This is a genomic window from Bradyrhizobium sp. USDA 4341 (genome assembly GCF_054063755.1).
The window spans coordinates 6,363,089-6,381,664 of the sequence record NZ_JBSSGO010000002.1 but is presented as its reverse complement, the minus strand read 5'-3'; the positions used below and the strand labels follow the sequence as shown (position 1 = coordinate 6,381,664).

Below are 18,576 nucleotides of genomic sequence, written 5' to 3'. Positions count from 1 at the left end.
GCTAACGGATCGCTGCAAATGAAACGGCGCGGCTCCGATCGAAGCCGCGCCGTTCAAGGAGTTTTGGCGGTAGTGTGTGGGGGCGCCTACGCCCCCGTGACGCGCCAGATCACGTTGCCGACATCGTCGGCCACCAGCAAGGAGCCGGCCTGGACCGACGCGCTGCCGGAAGCGGACCGCGATTTCATGCAGTCGATCGCCAGGCGGCGCTGAAGCGCCTGCGGCCATCGCCAGCCCGTGGGCGAGACGATACGCAAGACGGGAGCAACCGGGCGTACGCCTAGTGGGGCCGGATCGCACTTTACAGCCAGACTGGAAAGTCCATCCAGTCTTGGCCAGCTTATCTTCCCCAGTTCGTCAAACTAGCTCCTCGGTCAAGGGTGCGTTCACGCGGCGCGACGCCGTTTCAGGCCTTGAGAGGAGTCCCATGAGAGCACTACCAGCATTGGCGATGGGCGCAGTTCTGATTGGACATGCCCTCGCCGCCAACGCAACGGCGGTCGCCCCTGTCGACCCACTCTGGAGCACCGAGCGGATCGAACGGTTGCCTGCCGAAGTTCAACATGCTGTCCAGGCGAGATGCGCCGCGGGACCCGAGGCCGGTCACTATTTCGCGACCTTCGCCAACAGTGCCACCGTCATCCACCTCGACTATTCAGCCCTGCAATGCCGCAACCAACCAAGGCTCTGCACCGCGTCCGGATGTCTTCACCAGACCTTCGCGAAGGTGCGCGGCAGATACGTCCTGACCCGGTCAGACTACGAGTGACCGATCGACGCCCATTGAGTCCCGCAGACTCGACTTGTAGGCTGCCAGCCCTGCGCCGACAGCGCGGGCAGCTTGCATCGCTAAGACGTCTTGGGGAGACGAGATGAGCTTTCGGGTTCTGGCCGGGATCGCCGCTGCCGTCGCGGCGACATGCACGGCGATTCCGCTGCTGCTCGCGGGAAACGGCGCAGGCCCATTGTCGCCGGCCACGCTTGCCGAGATCGCCCGCGTCGAAGCGGAGATCGAACGGATCGAAGGCGATACGTTGACTCGTCTGACAGCCGTTCCCGACAATCAGGTGCAGCAGATCGAGTTGCTCGGCAAGTTGCTGCTCTTCGACAAGCAGCTGTCGGTGAATCGCAACGAAGCCTGTGCCTTCTGCCATACGCCGGAGACCGGATTCACTGGACCGATCTCGGAGATCAACCGGACCACGGGCTCTTATCCCGGCTCGGTCCGCACCCGCTTCAGCGAACGCAAGCCACAGACCCACACCTACGCGCCGCTGGCACCGGTCCTGCACTACAACGAAGGTCAGGGTGATCTGGTCGGCGGCAATTTCTGGGACATGCGCGCGACCGGACGGCGCCTCGGTAATCCCGCCGCCGAGCAGGCCGAAGGCCCGCCGACCAATCCGGTCGAGATGGGCCTGCCCGACATCGCCTGCGCGGTGTATCGCGCCTCGCAGCGCCCCTATCGCGGCTTGTTCGAGGCCATTTGGGGCGCACAGGCGTTCGCGATCGACTGGCCGGCCGACGTTGAGACAGTCTGCGACACGCCCGGACCACCATCCGCCAACGATCCGCTTCCGGTGCATCTCGGCAATCTGGATCGCGGCCGCGCGGCAAGCACCTTCGACCAGATGGCGCAGTCGATCGCAGGCTACGAAGCGTCGCATGAGGTCACGGCGTTTTCCTCGAAATACGATGCGGTGCAGGCCGGAAAAGCTACCTTCACTCCGCTGGAGCAGCAGGGATACGAGGTCTTCCGCGGCAAGGGCCGGTGCAACGAATGTCATCGCGACGGCGGCCCCGGAGAAGATCCACTGTTTACCGACTTCACCGCCAGCAACATCGGGACGCCGGCGAACCCGGAGCTGCCATATTACGCGGAAAACACGCCTGATGATCGCGGCTATGTCGCGAACAAGGATGGCGCTGCGTTCGTCGATGGCGGGGTCGGCGCCTTTCTGGCGAGCGGCCATCCGCTCAGTCAGCCCTCCGCAGTCGACGCGCGCTGGAAACCGCTGGCGCCGCAGACCCGCGGCCGATTCCAAGTGCCGACACTGCGCAACGTCGACAAGCGGCCGTCGCCCGATTTCGTCAAGGCCTACGGCCATAACGGCTACTTCAAGAGCCTGAAAGAGATCGTCCATTTCTACAACACGCGCGACGTGCTGCCGCGTTGCGCCGTGCACGATCCGCGCGAAGGCACCGGCTGCTGGCCTGTGCCGGAGACCACCGACAACATGAACACCAGCAAGACCGGCCATCTCGGCCTCACCGACCAGGAGGAAAATGCGCTGGTCGCGTTCATGCAGGCGCTGACGGACGGGTACACGCAGCCGAAGAACTAGCTCGCTTGCCACTACGCCCCCGTGACGCGCCAGATCACGTTGCCGACATCGTCGGCCACCAGCAGCGAGCCGTCGGGGCCGAGCGCGACGCCGACCGGGCGGCCGTACGACACCTTCTCGTCGGGCGCGAGGAAGCCTGACAGGATGTCGCGCGCCGGCCCCGAGGGACGGCCGTTCGTAAACGGCACGAACACCACCTTGTAGCCAGACAGCGTCGAGCGATTCCACGAGCCGTGCTGGCCGATCGCCATGCCATCGGGGAAACCGGGCAGCGTGCCCTGGGGCATCCAGCACAGGCCGAGCGAGGCGGTGTGGCCACCGAGCGCGTAGTCCGGCTGGATCGCCTTGGCGACCATCGCCGGATCCTGCGGCACGCGATCGTCCACCGTCTTGCCCCAGTAGCAATAGGGCCAGCCATAGAAGCCGCCGTCGCGCACCGAGGTCAGATAGTCCGGCGGCGTCTCGTCGCCGATGCCGTCGCGCTCATTGACGACGGTCCACAACACATTGGTGGTCGGCTCCCATGCGAGCCCGACCGGGTTGCGCAGGCCGCCGGCGAAGATGCGGCTGGTGCCGGCGGCGAGATCGAGCTCGTAGATCGCGGCACGGCCTTCCTCGACCCTCATGCCGTTCTCGGCGATGTTGCTGAGCGAGCCGACGCCGGCGTAGAGCTTCTTGCCGTCGCCGCTCGGCAGCAGGCTGCGCGTCCAGTGCCCGTCGGGCTTGAAGGTGACGAGCTTGCGTCCCTCCGCCGTGATGCGATCGGCGCCCGCGGTGTAGGGAAACGCGACCACGCCGTCGGTGTTGCCGACATAGAAGGTGTCGCCGATCAGCGCCATGCCGAACGGCTGGCGCAACCCTTCCATGAAGGCACCGCGGCTTTCGGCGACGCCGTCGCCATCGCGGTCGCGCAGCAGCGTGATGCGGTTGGCGCTGACGCCGAGTGCGGCGGCGCGGCGCATCGTCGCCTGCATCGCATAGTGGAAGACGCTGCGCGGTGTGCCTGCGATTTGCGTCGCCTCCGCGATCAGGACGTCGCCGTTCGGCAGCACGTTGATCCAGCGCGGATGATCGAGCCCGGCGGCAAAGGCGTTAACCTTGAGCCCTGGCGCAGCGGTCGGAAGCTGGCCCTTATCCCAACCCCGTGCGGTCGGCATCTTCAGCGTCGGGATCGCGCCCTGCGACTTCGCCGCCGGAATTTGCGGCGCGCTGCCCCAGGCCGGTGCGGGCTCGGCGCCCTGCATCCGCCGCCACGCCACGGCGCCGGCCCCGATCGCCGCGACGACGCGGGCAAAAACTCCAGACGTGCTCATGAACTTCCCCTGTTAGATTTGCGCCTTGCCCGCCGGCCTCGGGCCGCAGCAGCATTCGCATAATGCCGGCCCTGATGACAGTAGTTATACGATCTTCGCATCCGCCATCGAATCGACGAGACTGGCCGTACGCTCCCTTGTCAGAGCGTTTTCCTCCCTGAGACCTTGCCCGCCCCGGTCGGCGGGCTTCCTTTTACGAAGCGCCCGGTTCTTTCAAAGCGCCGCGTGCGCGGTTCGGGCCGCGAGCCGTTATAGCTGGAAAAGCATAGCGGGCCAACGCCGGGTGCATTTGACCGGGCAGAGCGACGGCGCCGGCCGTTCAGGGTGCAAACCTCTCTCACCAAAACATGATCACGAGGCGCGTGTGCACGCCACGGAGTTGATCGGAAAACCGGGAACGCTGCTCCACCAACGACCGCTTGGCTGGTCAGAACACAGCAAGGAGCAAGCGAATGCAACGGAAGATCAAGATCCTCGCCCTGGCCGCTTCTGCGCTGATCGCAACCACCGCCGGCGCGTTCGCGCAGGGCTTCTACGACGATCCGCATCGAAACGCTGACTATGCCTGGGATTACAACGGCCCGAACTTCGATCGCGTCCGGCCGCACGTGACGTACTATCCGGCGCAGCCCGGCTGGTACGGGCCTCATCGCTACCATCATGGCAGCAACCATCCGACGCCGAGTTCGACCCAGGGCGACGTCGGCCCTGAAGGGAACAACAACGGCACGCTGACCGGCGTTTATCGTCGGTGGTACCCCACGCAAATTTGAAGGCCCATCGCTCGGCTTGAGCGACGGGCCTTCTTGCCGTATCTCGCTCGCCTCACTCGGCCGCCTGGACGTGCACCGCTGCCCGAGCCTCCAGCGCACGGACCAGCGGAATGACGCGGCGGCCGAAATATTCGACCTCTTCCTGGAAGTGCAGGAAGCCGAGCAGCACGAGATCGACGCCGACCTGCTTCAGCGCGACGATGCGCTCGGCGATCTGCTCGGGCGTGCCGATCAGATTGGTCTTGAAGCCGTCATTGTACTGGACGAGGTCCTCGAAGCTCGATTTCGCCCAATTGCCCTGGCCTTCCGGCGAGGCCTTGCCGGCATTCTTCACCTCATGCGCGAAGGCACTGACCGCCTCCGGATCGGCCTTGACGATGATCTCGTCGAGCACGGCGCGCGCCTCGGCCTCGCTGTCGCGCGCGATCGCAAACGCGTTGACGCCGATCTTGACGGAATGATTGTTGGCGCGTGCCTTGGCGCGGATGTCCTCGACCTGCCTCCTGATCTCCTCGACCGAATTGCCGTTGGTGAAGTACCAGTCCGATACCCGCGCAGCCATGTCGCGCGCCGCACGCGAGCTGCCGCCCTGGAAGATCTCGGGCAACGGCTGCGTCGGCTTCGGCTTCAGCGTGTAATCCGAGAAGCGGTAGAAGTCGCCGCGGAACGTGAAATTGTCCTGCATCCAGATCCCGCGCAGCGCGCGGATGAATTCTTCCGAGCGGCGGTAGCGCTCGTCGTGGTCGAGCCAGGGCTCGCCGATCGCGGTGAACTCGCCGCGGAACCAGCCGCTGACGATGTTGACGGCGACACGGCCTTCGGTGAGCTGACTGATGGTTGCGATCTGCTTGGCCGCCACCGCCGGATTCCATGGCCCCGGCAGCAGCGCTGCGATCACCTTCAATTTCTTCGTCGCTGCGAGCAGCGCGTGGCTGAAGGCCACCGGCTCATGCTGGAACTCGGCGCCGTAGCCGGCGGTGAAGCGGATCTGGCTCAGCGCATAGTCGAAGCCGCTGTCCTCCGCGATCTGCGCCAGCCGGCGGTTGTAGTCGATGTCCCATCCGGTCCGCTGCTCGATCTTGCTGATGACGAGCCCGCCGGAAACGTTGGGCACCCAATAGGCGAACTTGATCGGATCATTGCTGGCGGTCATTCGGGTTACCTCACGGAGTTGGCATGTGGTGAAAGGACGTTGCGCGAGCAACACGATGCATCCAAGCTGCACGGGGTCAGCGAGCTGCAACGCGGCTGGTTGAAGCCGGCGTCAGGCTTGAGTTTTCACAGGATTGGAGCGGTCAGAATTCCGCGGCGCGCCGCAGCTTCGTCAGCAGCAGACGATGCGACACGGCTCTCTCAGCGCGACGCGGATATTCATTTCATCGAAGAGGCTATTGCAGGTCATCAACATTCCTCTCGCAAGCACTATCGAGACGCCGCCAATAGTCTCAGACAAACCGCGAGGGAGCGAGTCCAGCCCAAACTCTTTTTCATCGAGTCCGGGAAAGCCGCATTCTGTTGTTTGCAAGAAATGCGTCGTTTGTTGCTTTGTGGCGGATTTGGTCCCACGACGAACGGCGAAATAAGCAGCCCGGAACCGTTAGGCTCCACGCGCGGTCCGCTACGGCAAGGCGGCTCACTTCACGATCGCTCCATAGACGACGTCCAGGGCGTTCTCGCAGCAATACTTGCGGAGTTCACCGGATACGCCGTTCCGATCATGACGACGAGGTGATCCTGCGGACCGCGGAAGAACTGCGTGCTGTAGGCGCCGTTCAAGCGCGCCACGGTTAGTCCTTCCGGCCTATCTCGGGTTTGTCGCGCAGAACGGCGTTTAGAAGCGAGCTGTGAACTTCGATCTTTCCGTTGTAGCTGATGAAGCCGAGTTTGCGGAACTTGTTCATGAAGAAGCTAACCCTTGAACGGGTCGCACCAATCATTTCGGCGAGCGTTTCCTGGCTGATTTCGACGTCAATGGGTTGCGCGCTGGTTTCCTTGCCGAAGTTTGCCAGCAGGAGCAGCAGGCGCGCCAAGCGTTTCTCGCTCGAATTGAAAAGTTGGTCGATCAGGTCTTCTTCCATTCGGCTATTGCGCGCGAGCAGATAGGTCATGAACAATTGAGAGAACATCGGCTTGGCTTCGAGCGTTGCAATCATCGCCGTCTTCGATATTCGTGTGATGACGCAGTCCTCCATTGCCGTGGTCGTGGCAATCCGCAATGGATGACCGTTGAGGCAGCCCTCACCAAAGAATTGTCCCGGCTCCAGGATCCCGACCACGGCTTCCTTACCTTGGTCAGAGACGACTGTGAGTTTGACCTTACCTTCTTGAATGTAGAATACCGCGTCCGCGACATCTCCCTGTGCGAACACGTTCTGGCCTTTTCCAAAGCTAGAAATCGATTTTCCGGCCCCGACCTTGGCCAAGAAGCTTTTGGGATCAAACAAGTCCTTCGAGGGCTTAGCCAAAACGGCACTCTCGTTCGCTGGGCGTTAGCATTCTGTCATGCTAGCAAGGTTCTGCAGGATGATCATCCACGGAAAGGCGCGCGGCCTGAAATTGGCGTCAAAGCGACGCGCCTGACCACCTTTGCAAGAGTCCCCTGCGATTGCGCGAGATGCGGACACGTCGAGAGGTCGCGCGTCTTTGCGCGGATTTCACCCTGCGCGGGTTGCCTGATTAGCTGCGGCGCTCCGCGGCCTTGCCGCTGCCGAGCGATTCGGCACAGGCCCTTGCGACTGCCGAGTTCGGCTCAGTGCTTCCCGGCATCGTGGCCCAACCGCCTTTTTCGACAAACCTGCCCTGGTCGAACGAGTAGGTCGCCTTCTTCATTTCGGCCAGGTTCGCCGAGGCATCGGCGGCTTGCCGGAACCTGTCAACGCAGATGGGTGTGAGAGCTGCGACGACGGCCGTTGCAGCACGGTTGCTCGCGAGGGTCTCGGCCGACCCGCCCGTCACCCAGCCACCCCAGCTGAACCCCACGATCGCCAGAGCAATTGCTCCGCCTGCAGCACCCCATAGCGCGGGCCGCATGGCAGCTTTTGTTTCCTTGGAGATTTCCATGATCTTCATCCTGACCTAGAGGTTTAGGACTGTTCGTGGAACTAAGACACGTCGAATGATCGGCGTCTGTACCAAATCGCTCATTCACGCGCGAGCAGACCCCGGTCCCCGTCGAGATTCCCCCCGCCCAGAGCGGTGTGCCCAAATAGTCGGTTCCGTGTTCCTTTGGACAGACAGGGGGAGCCGTCGCGGGTCTATTCAGCACATTGCGCGACTTGGAATATGTTGCCGATCAGCCCGGCCCTCGCGGCCGGGCTTTTGGCTTGAGGCCGCCGTCTATTCCGATCAAGCGGCGGAATGACACCGGCGTCCAGGCAGAGCGAGAGAACCTTCCTGCGGCGTTTTGCAAGCGCAGTGATGCCCGGTTCGCGTGAAGTCGTAGGCACCCGGCGCTCTCATCACTGATAGCAGCCGGAAATCCGGGCGTTCGAGGCACCATGCCAAGCCGCAGCGCCCGTGACTGAGCAATATTGCTCACACGAAACATGACGGTCGGCGCCGCCAGCGTCCTTCACCCCACCCGGCCGCTCACGACGCCAATCAAGGGTCCATCGCTCAGTCCGACAGTCCGAGAGATGGGCCTGATGCCTTGCTCAATCAGATCTCACACTGCGGTGACGGCTCTCACCTCACCATCGCGCCGTAGACGATGTCCTGCACGTTCTCGCGATAATATTTGCGCAGCTCGCCGGGAGCCGCGGTTCCGACCACCACGACGAGGCGCTCCTTCGGATCGCAGAAGAACTGCGTGCCGTAGGCGCCGTTCCAGGTGAACTCGCCGGGATTGCCCGGCACCGACGACAGGCCCTCGCTGGTCCGCACCGCGACCGCCAGCCCGAAGCCGAAGCCGCCGCGATGCGGCTCGACCGCGGCGACGTTGTTCTTGATCTCGGGCCCGAGATGGTTCGACGTCATGAGGCGCACCGTATTGGGGCTGAGGACGCGCTTGCCGTCGAGCTCGCCGCCATTGAGCAGCATCTGTCCGAAGCGGACATAGTCGCCGACGGTCGCGAACGAGCAGGCGCCACCGCAATCGAACTTGGTCGGCGCGTCGAGCAGCTTGATCGCTTGCGGCTTGCCGGTGAGCGGGTCGTTGGGGAACGGATGCGCCAGACGCGCGCGCTGGGCGTCGGTCGGCTGGAACGTCGCTTCCTTCATGCCGAGCGGCTTCCAGACATTGGCCGAAAGGTAGTCGCCGAGCCGCTGGCCGGAAACCTTCTCGACGACGGCGCCGAGCACGTCGATCGAGAAGCCGTATTCGAACTCGGTGCCGGGCTGATGCACCAGAGGCAGCTTGGTGATGCGGTCGATGAAGGCCGCCGTGTCGCCTTCGACCGCCGGCGCCGTGCCGTCGGGATAGAGCCGCGCCAGCGCGCTCGAGCTGTCGGGCCGGCCGCCATACATCAGGCCCGAGGTGTGGCGATAGAGATCGTGGATGAAGATCGGCCGGGCCTGAGGCTCCATCGTCAGCGAACCGTCGGCCTGCTGCACGCCCACCTTCATGTCGGCAAACGCCGGATAGAACTCGGCGACCTTGGCCTGCAGCGGCAACCGGCCCTGCTCCATCAGCGTCAGCCCCGCGACCGCCGCCATCGGCTTGGTCATCGAGGCCAGCGCGAACACGGCATCGATCGGCATCGGCGTGCCCTTGACCGGGTCGAGCTGGCCATAGGCCTTGTAGTGCACGAGCCTGCCGTCGCGCGCGATCGCCACCACCGCACCAGGTACGCGCTTGGCCGCGATCTCGCGCGCGAAGAAATCGTCGAGTCGCGCCAGTCCCTGATCCGAGAAACCGGCCTGGTGCGCGGACGCTTCCGCCAGCGGCGGCGCGGCATGGGCGATGTTGACGGCAAGACATGTGGCGGCGGCAGCCGCGGCAATGGCGATCGTTCTCATAGTTTCCTCACCGGACCGCGGGCGATTGTTATGAATTCGCTGCCCGCTCCGGCAGGATTAGATCACGCCGGCAGAGGCGACAAGGCGTCGCGGCGCGCGGCGGTGTCGCCGGGGCGCATGTCCGCGCCAGCGAACAACGGCTCGACCTCGTGCTCGAACGTCTTGAGCGCAGCGCCGATCGCCTGGTGCATGTCGAGATATTTGTAGGAGCCGAGCCGGCCGCCGAAGATGATATTCGGATGCGATGCCGTCATGGCGTGATAGGACGCGAGCATGGCGCGGTCGGCTGCCGTGTTGATCGGATAATGCTGCTCGGCGATGACGGCGACGAGGAAGCCCGCGCTCACCACGACAACGTCGAAGCATTCAAGCTGCATGCAGCAGTCGGTGCAGGACATCCACGAGATCACGATGTCGATCGCGGGCGCCGCCGGCGCCAATCTGTTGCCCGCCGAGCCGGTGCCGGCAGGCGTCTGGACGCCGAAACAGGCGGCCTGATCGCACCGCCATTTCCGTGGCCGCCTCGCGCCGGCTGCGCTACCGTGGGCTCGTCACCTTCGACCGGGTCCAGCATGAACCGCCGCGCGTTTGTCTCGGGACTGGCCATCGCCGCAGCGCTTGCGGGCTTTGCCCCGGCGCCGGCCGCCGCCGACGGCAAGCGGGTGGCGCTGGTGATCGGCAACGGCGCCTACAAAAGCGTGCCGGCGCGTCCAATCCGCCGAATGATGCCGGAGATATCGCCGCGGCCCTGAAGCGCCTCGGCTTCGCCGTCACCCTGATCACCAACGGAAGCTTCGACGAGATGCGGCGTGGCCTGATCGCGTTCGCCCGCAATGCCGCCGGGGCCGACATGGCCGCGGTGTATTTTGCCGGCCACGGCATGGAGATCAACGGCGACAACTGGCTGATCCCGGTCGACGCCGAGCTGAAGCGCGATACCGATGCCGCCAACGAAGCGATCAGCCTGCGGAGCGTGATGCTGCAGGTCTCCAGCACCGGAAGTCTCGGCCTCGTCATCCTCGATGCCTGCCGCAACAATCCGTTCGCGGCGAAGATGAGCCGCTCGCTCGCGACCCGCGCCACCGCAAGCAATGGGCTCGGCCGCATCGAGCCGGTCGGCAACGTGCTGGTCGCCTACGCCGCGCGCGACGGCACCACCGCGCTCGACGGCGACGGCCGCAACAGCCCGTTCGCCGCGGCGCTGTTGCGCAACATCGAGGCGCCGGGCGTCGAGGTCACCTTCATGTTCCGCAACGTCCGCGACGACGTGATGGAGGCGACGCGCAACGAGCAGCAGCCCTTCGTCTACGGCTCGCTGTCGCGCAAGGCGATCTACCTGGCAGCGCCGCCGGCCTCGACAGCCGCCGCGACGCAGGCGAACGCGACACCGGCCGCCGCGGCTCCCGCTCTGTCGGCACCGTCAGCGACATCAGCCGGCGCGATCGATCCCGCGCTGGTCGGCACCTGGGAAATCATGGTGGCGGGCAGCCGCGGCCAGTCGCGCTGGATCTGGCAGATCATGGCCGACGGCACCTACAAATTTCACGCCGAGCCCTTCCGCTCCGCGCAATCGCATGAAGGCACCGTCACCTTCGCCAACGGCCGCTGGACACTGCACGCGTTGAGAGGACTGCGGAACTACAGCGACGGCGGCTCCTACGCGATCCACGACAGCATCGCCGCGATCACCGGCAAGCTCGGCACCGGCTACTGGAAACGCAGCATGGAGTGAGGCGGCGCAATGCAAGGGTGCAGCCGCAGGCTTCGCAGGCCTCACAAGTCCAGTTGACCGGTCGCCGGATAGACTACCGTACCATCGCCTTGCACGACGGCACCTTCAGTGAGGCGGGCGGGCTCCTGGCGCCCCTCCCCAATAATGTGGACGACGGTCTCGCCCGACGCAATGAGATAGTCGGCGACGATGCGGCGGTGGCAGCGCCACCACACCGCTTCCGAGCACATGATCGCGCAGCGTTGCCGGTGGCCCTCGTCGCGCAAATGCTGCAGGCTCGCGTGAAACTGCGACGACAGCGCATAGTCGGCGTAGTTGTGGAAGCTCTCGTTGCTCCAAAATCCGTTAACTGAAGGCGGCACGCTTCGCGCCTTGCCGCGCAGCCCGCCGAGATCGGCCAGATGCTCGTACGAAATGCCCGCGGCCACCAGTGACGTGGGCAGCGTGTCCTTGTTGAACTGCGGATTGGTCCGCGACCGCGGCACCGTTCTGATGTCGACGACACGGTCGATCCTGGCCGCGGTGAGGAGGACGACGAAGTCCTCGAGACTGCGGTTGGAATGGCCGATCGTGAAGAACGGAAGCGCCGCGCCTTGGCTAGGCATGATGGAGCGCGCTGCCCTTGTGCGCCGCGACGTGATCGGTCTTGTCGCTCTTGATCTCGTATTGCGGATCGGCCTCAGAGGCGCGGTGCATGTGCCCCTTGTAGTCGAAATCGCTGGTGTGGACCGCGATGATGGTGCCCGAGACGTGGCCAGCCTCCGAATTCCACCTGACGTGATCGCCGACCTTGAATCGCCTAGTCATGTCGCAACGTCCTTCAGGCGCGGGAGCGCCCTGACGATACGGCGCCAAATTGTGGCACCGGAATCAAGATGCTCGCCGCTGCAAACCGGTTGGCCGCCCGCCAGGTTCCTGCCTTGCGTTCCAGATCGTCCGAATGCGTTGCTGGGGCCGGTCAGAATTGCTGCGAAGGGAATGGTGCCCAGGGGCGGGATCGAACCACCGACACTGCGATTTTCAGTCGCATGCTCTACCAACTGAGCTACCTGGGCAAACCCGCGGGGCCGAAAAGGCCGCAGCGAGCGGGCGGTTTATAGAGAGGTCGGGGCGCTGTGTCCACCCGGCTTCGCGAAACGCTTCGCCGGGCGCCGCCCGCCTGGCGTTGTTTCCCCAACTTGTTGGAAACTCTTGGCTATTCGGGGTCCTCCACATCGTCCTCGCGGCCGGGAACGACATAGCGGCCGCTGAGCCAGCGGTTGAGATCGACGTCGCGGCAGCGCGACGAGCAGAACGGGAGAAAGGCCTGCTGGGCGGGCTTGCCGCAGATCGGGCAGGTGCGCGCGGTGGCGGGGGGTGTTCGGGCTTGGTCAGTCATGGCTGGGACGGAGTTTACATCATCTGCCGCATGTTCCGCTGCGCTTCCTCGCTGCTTGACGAGTCAAGGCGCCGCGTCGAACGCCGGCGGTCGCCGGCTACTGTGCATGGGGTTGTTTTCGATATTTTGGCGGCGCGCCCCTGGGAACGGCTATCGCATCCGGCTATCGACTGCCGTCGCCGCGCGAAACTGGTTACCTCACACCGCGACGGCGTTGAGCCAGCCGTGGCGGATCGGAAAACCCTCGCCGCCGAGCAGGGTCACGGTCTCGTAGAGCGGCAGGCCGACGACGTTGGTGTAGGAGCCGACCATCTTGACCACGAAGGATCCGGCGATGCCCTGCACGGCATAGCCGCCGGCTTTGCCGCGCCATTCGCCGGAGCCGATATAGGCCTGGATGTCGTCGTCGCTGAGCCGCTTGAAGCGCACGCGCGTCTCGACCAGGCGCTGGCGGAACGCCTCGCGCGGCGTCACCACGCAGATCGCGGTGTAGACGCGGTGGTTGCGGCCCGACAGCAGGCGCAGGCACTGCGCGGCCTCGTCAACCAGATTGGCTTTCGGCAGAATGCGGCGGCCGACCGCCACCACGGTGTCGGCGGAAATGATGAAGGAGCCGCGCAGATCGTCGTCGAGCTGCACCGACTTCAGCGCCGCGTCCGCCTTCGCACGCGCCAGGCGGTTGGCGCAGGCGCGCGGCAACTCGCCCCGCCGCGGGGTCTCGTCGACATCGGCCGGACGCAGCGCGTCGGGCTCGATGCCGGCCTGGTTGAGCAGGGCCAGCCGCCGCGGCGAACCGGAAGCAAGAACGAATTTGGGACGGCCTAGCATGCGGGCTTTTGGGCTGAATCGGGGGGGACGGACGCGGGCGGAACCTATCGGATGGGGCATGGATGCACAACCTTGGAACCGGCCGCGAATCGCGCTTCCCCGTGGGCGACAAGGCCCCATAAGCACAGCTGTTTGTCAGTCTGGCGACAAGCGGCGGACCTTGCGAATCGGAACACCCGGGTCCCTGCGCTGAGCCTCACAGGTTCGCGACGCCGGCCTTGGTGAAGCGGCGGCGGATCCGCAGCAACAGGCCGTCGCAGACCTCGCGATAGGCCGCGAGCTTCTGCTCGCGATTGCCGCTGGTGCCGGTCGGATCAGGGGTCGGCCAGTATTCGACAGCGGCGGCGAGCGTCCGGGTCAGGTCCAGCGCCTTGTGGTGCGCCTCGGGCGACAACGTGATGATGAGGTCGAAGTTCAGCCCCTCCCAGTCCTCGAGCTCCTCGAAGGTCTGCGGCTTGTGGCCGGAGATGTCCTGGCCGAACTCGGCCATCACGGCGACCGCGAACGGATCGAGCTCGCCCTTCTTCACGCCGGCGGAGCGGACATAGACACCTTGCGGGAACATCTGCTGCAGCAGGCTTTCGGCCATCGGCGAGCGCACGGCGTTGTGCCCGCATGCGAACAGCACGGCCTGCGGGGAGCGCGCGCGCGGCGCTTCCATGCGATCAGGCTTTTTTCGACCGGGGTACGCCCCCGTCGTCTGGCGAAGGGAGGACGGTCGGGATCATGCGCCTCTCATTCTGGCGGGTGATCTGATCCGAAAACCGGTGCCCACTTTTCGGGATCATGCGCCTTCACCCTTCCAGTGCAGCACAGTGATCAGCGTGAACAGCCGCCGCGCGGTCTCGAAATCGACGCGCACCTTGCCCTTGAGCCGCTCCTGCAGCGTGCGCGAGCCTTCGTCATGGATGCCGCGGCGGCCCATGTCGATCGCCTCGATCTTGTCCGGTGTCGCAGTACGGATCGCCTGATAATAGCTGTCGCAGATCATGAAGTAGTCCTTCACGACGCGGCGGAACGGCGTCAGCGACAATAGATGCGCCACCACGGGCGCGCCGTCCTCTTTCCTGATGTCGAACATCAGCCGGTTGCCGGTGATCGCGATATGCAGGGTATAGGGCCCCGGCCCGGCTGCGCCTTCGGGCGCGAACAGGTTCTGCTCGACCAGGTCGTAGATGGCGATTGCCCGCTCATGCTCGATGTCGGGCCCGGAACGGCCGATCGATTCCTCGTCGAGCGTCACCGCGACGATGCGATTGTTGGAATCCTCGTCGTCTGGTGGCTTGTTCATGAGAGGTTGAGGCGCAATCCGACGGAACGTGAATGGGCATCGAGACCCTCGGCCTGGCCGAGCGTCATCGCGGCGGGCCCGAGCGCACGAAGCTGGTCCGGCCCGCACCGCAGGATCGAGGTTCGCTTCATGAAGTCAAGCACCCCGAGGCCCGAGGAGAACCGCGCCGAGCGCGCGGTCGGCAGCACATGGTTTGAGCCGCCGACATAGTCGCCGATCGCCTCCGGTGTATGGGGCCCGAGGAAGATCGCCCCGGCGTTGCGGACCTTTTTCGACAGGCCCTCGGCGTCCGCGGTCATGATCTCCAGATGCTCGGCCGCGATCGCATTGGCGAGCTCGACCGCGTCGTCGAGCTTTGCCACCAGGATCACGGCGCCAAAATCATCCCACGAGGCGCGCGCAATCGCCGCACGCGGCAGCGTCGCAAGCTGCGCCTCGACCGCACGCTCGACATCGGCCGCGAGCCGTGGGCTGTCGGTGATCAGGATCGACTGCGCGCTGACGTCATGCTCGGCCTGCGCCAAGAGATCCGCCGCGATCCAGTCCGCATTTCCGGTGTCGTCGGCAATGACAAGCACCTCGGAGGGGCCGGCGATCATGTCGATGCCGACCTTGCCGAACACCAGCCGCTTGGCCGCGGCGACATAGGCGTTGCCGGGGCCGACGATCTTGGCGACCGGCGCGATCGTCGCGGTGCCGTAGGCCAGCGCCGCCACCGCCTGTGCGCCGCCAACGCGGTAGATTTCCGAGACGCCGCCGAGATGGGCGGCCGCGAGCACCAGCGGGTTGAGCTTGCCGTCCGGCGCCGGCACCACCATCACCACCCGCGGCACGCCGGCGACCTGGGCCGGCACCGCATTCATCAGCACCGAGGAGGGATAGGCCGCGGTGCCGCCGGGCACGTAAAGCCCGACCGCATCGACCGCGCTCCAGCGCCAGCCGAGCTCGACGCCGGCGGCATCGGTGAAGCGCTCGTCCTTGGGCAGCTGGCGGCGGTGAAAGGTCTCGATCCGGTCGCGCGCGAATGTCAGCGCCTCGACGGTCTTGGCGTCGCACGCCGCGACCGCGGCGTCGATCTCGGCGGCGGTGATGCGCAGGCCGGCGGCGTCGATGTCGAGCCGATCGAACTTCTTGGTCGCCTCGAGCAGCGCCGCATCGCCGCGGGCGGCCACGTCATCGACAATGGCGCGGGTGGCGCGCTCGACGTCGGCCGATACCTCGCGCTTGGCCGCCAGGAATTCGCGGAAGCGTTGCTCGAAATCGGCGCTCTGTCGGTCCAGGCGAACGGGCATGGCGGCTTTCTGAAGAGGAATTCGGGTCCCTGCTCAATGGCGCGGCGGATAATGGCCGTCAACCCTTGGCAGGCACCCACCGTCGTCCCGGCGAAAGCCGGGACCCATAACCACCGATGCGGGTTATGGTCGCGATGGGGCTCCAGCTCCCGCAGCAACCGACATTCGGGGTAATGGGTCCCGGCCCCCGTGCGCAATTGCGCACTAGGCCGGGACGACGGCATAGTTACCCCGGCCCCACCCCGAGATCGTCGGGCCCGAGATCGGTCAATTCGCACTCCAGGCACTCGACATCGAGCCGCAGCGCCGCCCCCTGGCCGAACATCAGCAGCGCGCTGCCGCCCGGCGGGTCAGAGGCGTGGAATTCGATCCCGAGCAGTTCCAGGGTGGCCTCCGGGGCCTCCAGGTCGATATTGCGCGACTTGCATGCCAGCACCCGGTCGAACCTGAGCGCGGCGATCAGTCGGCGCGACGACGTGGCACCGGCCAGGGTCTGCTCCCAGTCCAGCCGGTTCAGGCCGACCACGAGACGTTTCTCGTCCTGGCGCCAGACGATGTCGGCGGGCTGGACGTGGGCGTCCTGCACATGGGCGGAGATCACCGCGAGGTCATCGGCATCGAGGGCAATCAGTTTCAGGGGAGCAGGCGGCGACATGACGATACTTATAGCGCCTTGGCGTCCCGGAGATACCACCAGACCTGAGGAAATCCGCCGGGGGAACCTGGCTCGCCGGTTCCGTCAGAGGCTATTGATGTCCTCGCTCTCCAGCACCGGCCTCGGGTAGCCGTCGCGGGCCACCTTGAGCATGGCGCGGCCGAGCTGTTCCGATGTCGTCATATAGCTCGGGGCAACGCGCACCAGGAACGACAGCAACGGCGAGGTCGCGACATAGATCGCCTGCACCCAGCCGGTCTTCGAGCGCACCCCGTGCAGCGGCTGGATGCCGGCGGGACGGAACATGTAGGCGGCCTTGAACGGCAGCTTGAGCAGGTCGTTCTCGGTCTTGCCCTTCACCCGCGCCCACATCAGCGGACCCTGTTCGGTGGAATCGGTGCTGCGCCCGGTGACATAGGTGAACACCATGCCGGGATTAAGCCGCGCCAGCGTCGTCGCCGCAGCCAGCGTGATGTCGTAGGTCAGATGGCGGTAGCGCGCCTCGTCCATGCCGATCGAGGAGACGCCGAGGCAGAAGAAACAGGCGTCATAGCCGGTGAGCTGCGGCTCGATCGCGCTGTAATCGACGAAATTGTCGCAGGTCAGCTCGACGAGCTTTGGATCGCGCTGCCCAGTCGGGCTGCGCCCGACTGCCAGCACGCGCTCGACGCCGGGATCGCGCAGGCACTCGCGCAGCACGCCCTGCCCGACCATGCCGGTCGCGCCGAACAGGATGACTTTCATGCGATGTGCTCCTTTTCGGCGGCTGCGATCCAACGGCAAGGGCCGTGTCAGAGGACGATATATGAGCGCGTGATCTTTCGTGAGGTGAGCACGACGGACAGGCTCCCTCCCCCCTTGCGGGGGAGGGTCGGGGAGAGGGGTAAGCCCCGGGCGAGATGGACGATGGGAGCCACGTCATCGCAATCTCGATTGCAAGTTATCGAAGGACATCCGAGAGAGCGCGCCGTGTGTACCCCTCTCCCTAACCCTCCCCCGCAAGGGGGGAGGGAACCCTTCCGCCGGTGGCTCCCTCACTTGGACGTCAGCGAGGCTGCGCGATGCTGAGACGCGCAGCGACCTCAGCCCTTGATGAACGCCAGCAGATCCGCGTTGATCGTCTCCGCCTCCGTCGTCGGCATGCCGTGCGGAAAACCCTTGTAGGTCTTCAGCGTGCCGTTCTTCAGAAGCTTGGCCGAGAGCGGAGCGGAATCGGCATAGGGCACGATCTGGTCGTCGTCGCCATGCATCACCAGCACCGGCACGGTGATCTTCTTCAGATCCTCGGTGAAGTCGGTCTGCGAGAACGCGACGATGCCGTCGTAATGCGCCTTGGCGCCGCCCATCATGCCCTGCCGCCACCAGTTCTGGATCACGGCTTCCGACGGCTTCGCGCCGGGCCGGTTGTAGCCGTAGAACGGCCCGGCCGGGAGATCGCGGTAGAACTGCGAGCGGTTGGCCGCGAGCTGCGCCTGCAGGCCGTCGAACACCGATTTCGGCAGGCCGCCGGGGTTGGCCGCGGTCTGCACCATCAGGGGCGGCACCGCGCTGAGGATCGCGGCCTTCGCCACCCGGCTCTCGCCGTGGCGGGCGATGTAATGCACCACCTCGCCACCGCCGGTGGAATGGCCGACATGGACGGCGTTCTTCAGGTCGAGATGCGCGGTGACGGCCGCGAGGTCGTCGGCGTAGTGATCCATGTCATGGCCGTCGGCGACCTGGGCGGAGCGGCCGTGGCCGCGGCGGTCATGGGCGATCACGCGAAAGCCCTGACCCACGAAGAACAACATCTGGGTGTCCCAATCGTCCGACGACAGCGGCCAGCCGTGGCTGAACACGATCGGCTGGCCCGAACCCCAATCCTTGTAGAAGATCTCGACGCCGTCTTTGGTGGTGATGGTGGGCATTTGATTGCTCCTCCTGTTGCGTTGCGTCGTTCCGGGGCGAGGTGCAGCGTCGAACCCGGAATCTCGATCGATTGACTCTGGATTCCGGGTTCTCGCTAACGCGTGC

The 18,576-nt window shown here is 65.3% G+C and carries 23 protein-coding genes and 1 tRNA gene; 7 read left to right on the top strand and 17 right to left on the bottom strand.

The features are described from left to right. The first annotated feature begins 427 nt into the window (after positions 1-427). Entirely contained in the window at positions 428-769 is a 342-nt protein-coding gene (locus ACVIGB_RS36305; RefSeq protein WP_143046810.1) for a hypothetical protein, read from the top strand. Positions 770-872: 103 nt separating this feature from the next. Further along, positions 873-2,345, top strand: coding sequence for a cytochrome-c peroxidase (locus ACVIGB_RS36300; RefSeq protein WP_456719070.1), 1,473 nt, complete (start codon positions 873-875; stop codon positions 2,343-2,345). A gap of 11 nt (positions 2,346-2,356) precedes the next feature. Here ACVIGB_RS36300 and ACVIGB_RS36295 read toward each other — a convergent pair whose 3' ends face one another. After that, a complete protein-coding gene (locus ACVIGB_RS36295) occupies positions 2,357-3,658 on the bottom strand; it encodes a PQQ-dependent sugar dehydrogenase (protein ID WP_456719071.1) in 1,302 nt (433 codons plus the stop codon). Between the two features lie 452 nt (positions 3,659-4,110). Between ACVIGB_RS36295 and ACVIGB_RS36290 the strand changes: the two genes are divergently transcribed. Further along, positions 4,111-4,431: a hypothetical protein gene (locus ACVIGB_RS36290; protein ID WP_456719072.1), complete on the top strand. Its 321-nt coding sequence runs from the start codon at positions 4,111-4,113 to the stop codon at positions 4,429-4,431. 52 nt (positions 4,432-4,483) lie between these two features. Here the strand turns inward: ACVIGB_RS36290 and sfnG are convergent, their stop codons facing one another. After that, a complete protein-coding gene (gene sfnG / locus ACVIGB_RS36285) occupies positions 4,484-5,584 on the bottom strand; it encodes a dimethylsulfone monooxygenase SfnG (RefSeq protein WP_456719073.1) in 1,101 nt (366 codons plus the stop codon). 39 nt (positions 5,585-5,623) lie between these two features. Here sfnG and ACVIGB_RS36280 point away from each other — a divergent pair, with 39 nt between their 5' ends. Continuing rightward, entirely contained in the window at positions 5,624-6,163 is a 540-nt protein-coding gene (locus ACVIGB_RS36280; protein WP_456719074.1) for a hypothetical protein, read from the top strand. Positions 6,164-6,218: 55 nt separating this feature from the next. On the opposite strand, the gene ACVIGB_RS36275 is transcribed toward ACVIGB_RS36280, so the two are convergent. The 4 genes from ACVIGB_RS36275 to ACVIGB_RS36260 form a co-directional block, all read right to left on the bottom strand. Next, positions 6,219-6,896 (bottom strand): Crp/Fnr family transcriptional regulator, encoded by a 678-nt coding sequence (locus ACVIGB_RS36275; protein ID WP_092123144.1) that lies wholly within the window; start codon positions 6,894-6,896, stop codon positions 6,219-6,221. 211 nt (positions 6,897-7,107) lie between these two features. Next, positions 7,108-7,491: a hypothetical protein gene (locus tag ACVIGB_RS36270; protein ID WP_092126587.1), complete on the bottom strand. Its 384-nt coding sequence runs from the start codon at positions 7,489-7,491 to the stop codon at positions 7,108-7,110. Positions 7,492-8,115: 624 nt separating this feature from the next. Continuing rightward, positions 8,116-9,387, bottom strand: coding sequence for a serine hydrolase domain-containing protein (locus ACVIGB_RS36265; RefSeq protein ID WP_456719075.1), 1,272 nt, complete (start codon positions 9,385-9,387; stop codon positions 8,116-8,118). A 62-nt stretch (positions 9,388-9,449) separates the two neighbouring features. Further along, complete coding sequence (locus tag ACVIGB_RS36260; RefSeq protein ID WP_456719076.1) at positions 9,450-9,764, bottom strand: UDP-galactopyranose mutase; 315 nt, start codon at positions 9,762-9,764, stop codon at positions 9,450-9,452. Between ACVIGB_RS36260 and ACVIGB_RS36255 the strand changes: the two genes are divergently transcribed. The 3 genes from ACVIGB_RS36255 to ACVIGB_RS36245 all read left to right on the top strand — a co-directional run bounded on the left by ACVIGB_RS36255 (position 9,763) and on the right by ACVIGB_RS36245 (position 11,119). After that, positions 9,763-9,885: a hypothetical protein gene (locus ACVIGB_RS36255; RefSeq protein ID WP_456719077.1), complete on the top strand. Its 123-nt coding sequence runs from the start codon at positions 9,763-9,765 to the stop codon at positions 9,883-9,885. The two genes, ACVIGB_RS36260 and ACVIGB_RS36255, sit on opposite strands and share 2 nt — an antisense overlap. 74 nt (positions 9,886-9,959) lie before the next feature. Further along, positions 9,960-10,139 carry a twin-arginine translocation signal domain-containing protein gene (locus ACVIGB_RS36250; RefSeq protein WP_456725311.1) on the top strand — a complete coding sequence of 60 codons (180 nt, stop codon included), beginning with the start codon at positions 9,960-9,962 and terminating at the stop codon, positions 10,137-10,139. Then, on the top strand, positions 10,124-11,119 hold the full coding sequence (locus ACVIGB_RS36245) for a caspase family protein (RefSeq protein ID WP_456749391.1): 996 nt from the start codon (positions 10,124-10,126) through the stop codon (positions 11,117-11,119). The genes ACVIGB_RS36250 and ACVIGB_RS36245 overlap by 16 nt, the downstream gene beginning before the upstream one ends. A 41-nt stretch (positions 11,120-11,160) precedes the next feature. Here the strand turns inward: ACVIGB_RS36245 and ACVIGB_RS36240 are convergent, their stop codons facing one another. The 11 genes from ACVIGB_RS36240 to ACVIGB_RS36190 form a co-directional block, all read right to left on the bottom strand. Then, entirely contained in the window at positions 11,161-11,724 is a 564-nt protein-coding gene (locus tag ACVIGB_RS36240; protein WP_456719078.1) for a DUF488 domain-containing protein, read from the bottom strand. Further along, a complete protein-coding gene (locus tag ACVIGB_RS36235) occupies positions 11,717-11,926 on the bottom strand; it encodes a DUF2945 domain-containing protein (RefSeq protein WP_456719079.1) in 210 nt (69 codons plus the stop codon). The genes ACVIGB_RS36240 and ACVIGB_RS36235 overlap by 8 nt, the downstream gene beginning before the upstream one ends. A 172-nt stretch (positions 11,927-12,098) precedes the next feature. After that, positions 12,099-12,174, bottom strand: a tRNA-Phe gene (locus tag ACVIGB_RS36230). A gap of 140 nt (positions 12,175-12,314) precedes the next feature. Further along, complete coding sequence (yacG, locus tag ACVIGB_RS36225) at positions 12,315-12,497, bottom strand: DNA gyrase inhibitor YacG (protein WP_092123134.1); 183 nt, start codon at positions 12,495-12,497, stop codon at positions 12,315-12,317. Positions 12,498-12,695: 198 nt separating this feature from the next. Then, complete coding sequence (locus ACVIGB_RS36220; RefSeq protein ID WP_092123132.1) at positions 12,696-13,325, bottom strand: Maf-like protein; 630 nt, start codon at positions 13,323-13,325, stop codon at positions 12,696-12,698. A 196-nt stretch (positions 13,326-13,521) separates the two neighbouring features. After that, on the bottom strand, positions 13,522-13,986 hold the full coding sequence (locus tag ACVIGB_RS36215) for an arsenate-mycothiol transferase ArsC (protein WP_092123130.1): 465 nt from the start codon (positions 13,984-13,986) through the stop codon (positions 13,522-13,524). Between the two features lie 123 nt (positions 13,987-14,109). Beyond that, positions 14,110-14,616: a UPF0262 family protein gene (locus ACVIGB_RS36210; protein ID WP_092123128.1), complete on the bottom strand. Its 507-nt coding sequence runs from the start codon at positions 14,614-14,616 to the stop codon at positions 14,110-14,112. Beyond that, positions 14,613-15,908 carry a histidinol dehydrogenase gene (gene hisD, locus ACVIGB_RS36205; RefSeq protein ID WP_456719080.1) on the bottom strand — a complete coding sequence of 432 codons (1,296 nt, stop codon included), beginning with the start codon at positions 15,906-15,908 and terminating at the stop codon, positions 14,613-14,615. Before hisD ends, ACVIGB_RS36210 begins: the two co-directional genes overlap by 4 nt. Before the next feature lie 226 nt (positions 15,909-16,134). After that, complete coding sequence (locus ACVIGB_RS36200) at positions 16,135-16,563, bottom strand: DUF2948 family protein (protein WP_229172235.1); 429 nt, start codon at positions 16,561-16,563, stop codon at positions 16,135-16,137. A gap of 84 nt (positions 16,564-16,647) precedes the next feature. Then, positions 16,648-17,307 carry an epimerase gene (locus ACVIGB_RS36195; protein WP_456719081.1) on the bottom strand — a complete coding sequence of 220 codons (660 nt, stop codon included), beginning with the start codon at positions 17,305-17,307 and terminating at the stop codon, positions 16,648-16,650. Between the two features lie 338 nt (positions 17,308-17,645). After that, complete coding sequence (locus tag ACVIGB_RS36190) at positions 17,646-18,470, bottom strand: alpha/beta fold hydrolase (protein ID WP_456719082.1); 825 nt, start codon at positions 18,468-18,470, stop codon at positions 17,646-17,648. Positions 18,471-18,576: the final 106 nt, after the last annotated feature.

Bases quoted from the DNA above. Each gene is read 5' to 3' on its own strand.
- ACVIGB_RS36295 (WP_456719071.1), bottom strand. From the start codon at position 3,658: ATGAGCACGTCTGGAGTTTTTGCCCGCGTCGTCGCGGCGATCGGGGCC.
- ACVIGB_RS36220 (WP_092123132.1), bottom strand. From the start codon at position 13,325: ATGCTAGGCCGTCCCAAATTCGTTCTTGCTTCCGGTTCGCCGCGGCGG.
- ACVIGB_RS36270 (WP_092126587.1), bottom strand. From the start codon at position 7,491: ATGGAAATCTCCAAGGAAACAAAAGCTGCCATGCGGCCCGCGCTATGG.
- ACVIGB_RS36300 (WP_456719070.1), top strand. From the start codon at position 873: ATGAGCTTTCGGGTTCTGGCCGGGATCGCCGCTGCCGTCGCGGCGACA.
- ACVIGB_RS36290 (WP_456719072.1), top strand. From the start codon at position 4,111: ATGCAACGGAAGATCAAGATCCTCGCCCTGGCCGCTTCTGCGCTGATC.
- ACVIGB_RS36305 (WP_143046810.1), top strand. From the start codon at position 428: ATGAGAGCACTACCAGCATTGGCGATGGGCGCAGTTCTGATTGGACAT.
- ACVIGB_RS36260 (WP_456719076.1), bottom strand. From the start codon at position 9,764: ATGCAGCTTGAATGCTTCGACGTTGTCGTGGTGAGCGCGGGCTTCCTC.
- ACVIGB_RS36250 (WP_456725311.1), top strand. From the start codon at position 9,960: ATGAACCGCCGCGCGTTTGTCTCGGGACTGGCCATCGCCGCAGCGCTT.
- ACVIGB_RS36255 (WP_456719077.1), top strand. From the start codon at position 9,763: ATGCAGCAGTCGGTGCAGGACATCCACGAGATCACGATGTCGATCGCG.
- hisD (WP_456719080.1), bottom strand. From the start codon at position 15,908: ATGCCCGTTCGCCTGGACCGACAGAGCGCCGATTTCGAGCAACGCTTC.
- ACVIGB_RS36190 (WP_456719082.1), bottom strand. From the start codon at position 18,470: ATGCCCACCATCACCACCAAAGACGGCGTCGAGATCTTCTACAAGGAT.
- ACVIGB_RS36195 (WP_456719081.1), bottom strand. From the start codon at position 17,307: ATGAAAGTCATCCTGTTCGGCGCGACCGGCATGGTCGGGCAGGGCGTG.
- ACVIGB_RS36215 (WP_092123130.1), bottom strand. From the start codon at position 13,986: ATGGAAGCGCCGCGCGCGCGCTCCCCGCAGGCCGTGCTGTTCGCATGC.
- yacG (WP_092123134.1), bottom strand. From the start codon at position 12,497: ATGACTGACCAAGCCCGAACACCCCCCGCCACCGCGCGCACCTGCCCG.
- ACVIGB_RS36265 (WP_456719075.1), bottom strand. From the start codon at position 9,387: ATGAGAACGATCGCCATTGCCGCGGCTGCCGCCGCCACATGTCTTGCC.
- ACVIGB_RS36200 (WP_229172235.1), bottom strand. From the start codon at position 16,563: ATGTCGCCGCCTGCTCCCCTGAAACTGATTGCCCTCGATGCCGATGAC.
- ACVIGB_RS36240 (WP_456719078.1), bottom strand. From the start codon at position 11,724: ATGCCTAGCCAAGGCGCGGCGCTTCCGTTCTTCACGATCGGCCATTCC.
- sfnG (WP_456719073.1), bottom strand. From the start codon at position 5,584: ATGACCGCCAGCAATGATCCGATCAAGTTCGCCTATTGGGTGCCCAAC.
- ACVIGB_RS36210 (WP_092123128.1), bottom strand. From the start codon at position 14,616: ATGAACAAGCCACCAGACGACGAGGATTCCAACAATCGCATCGTCGCG.
- ACVIGB_RS36235 (WP_456719079.1), bottom strand. From the start codon at position 11,926: ATGACTAGGCGATTCAAGGTCGGCGATCACGTCAGGTGGAATTCGGAG.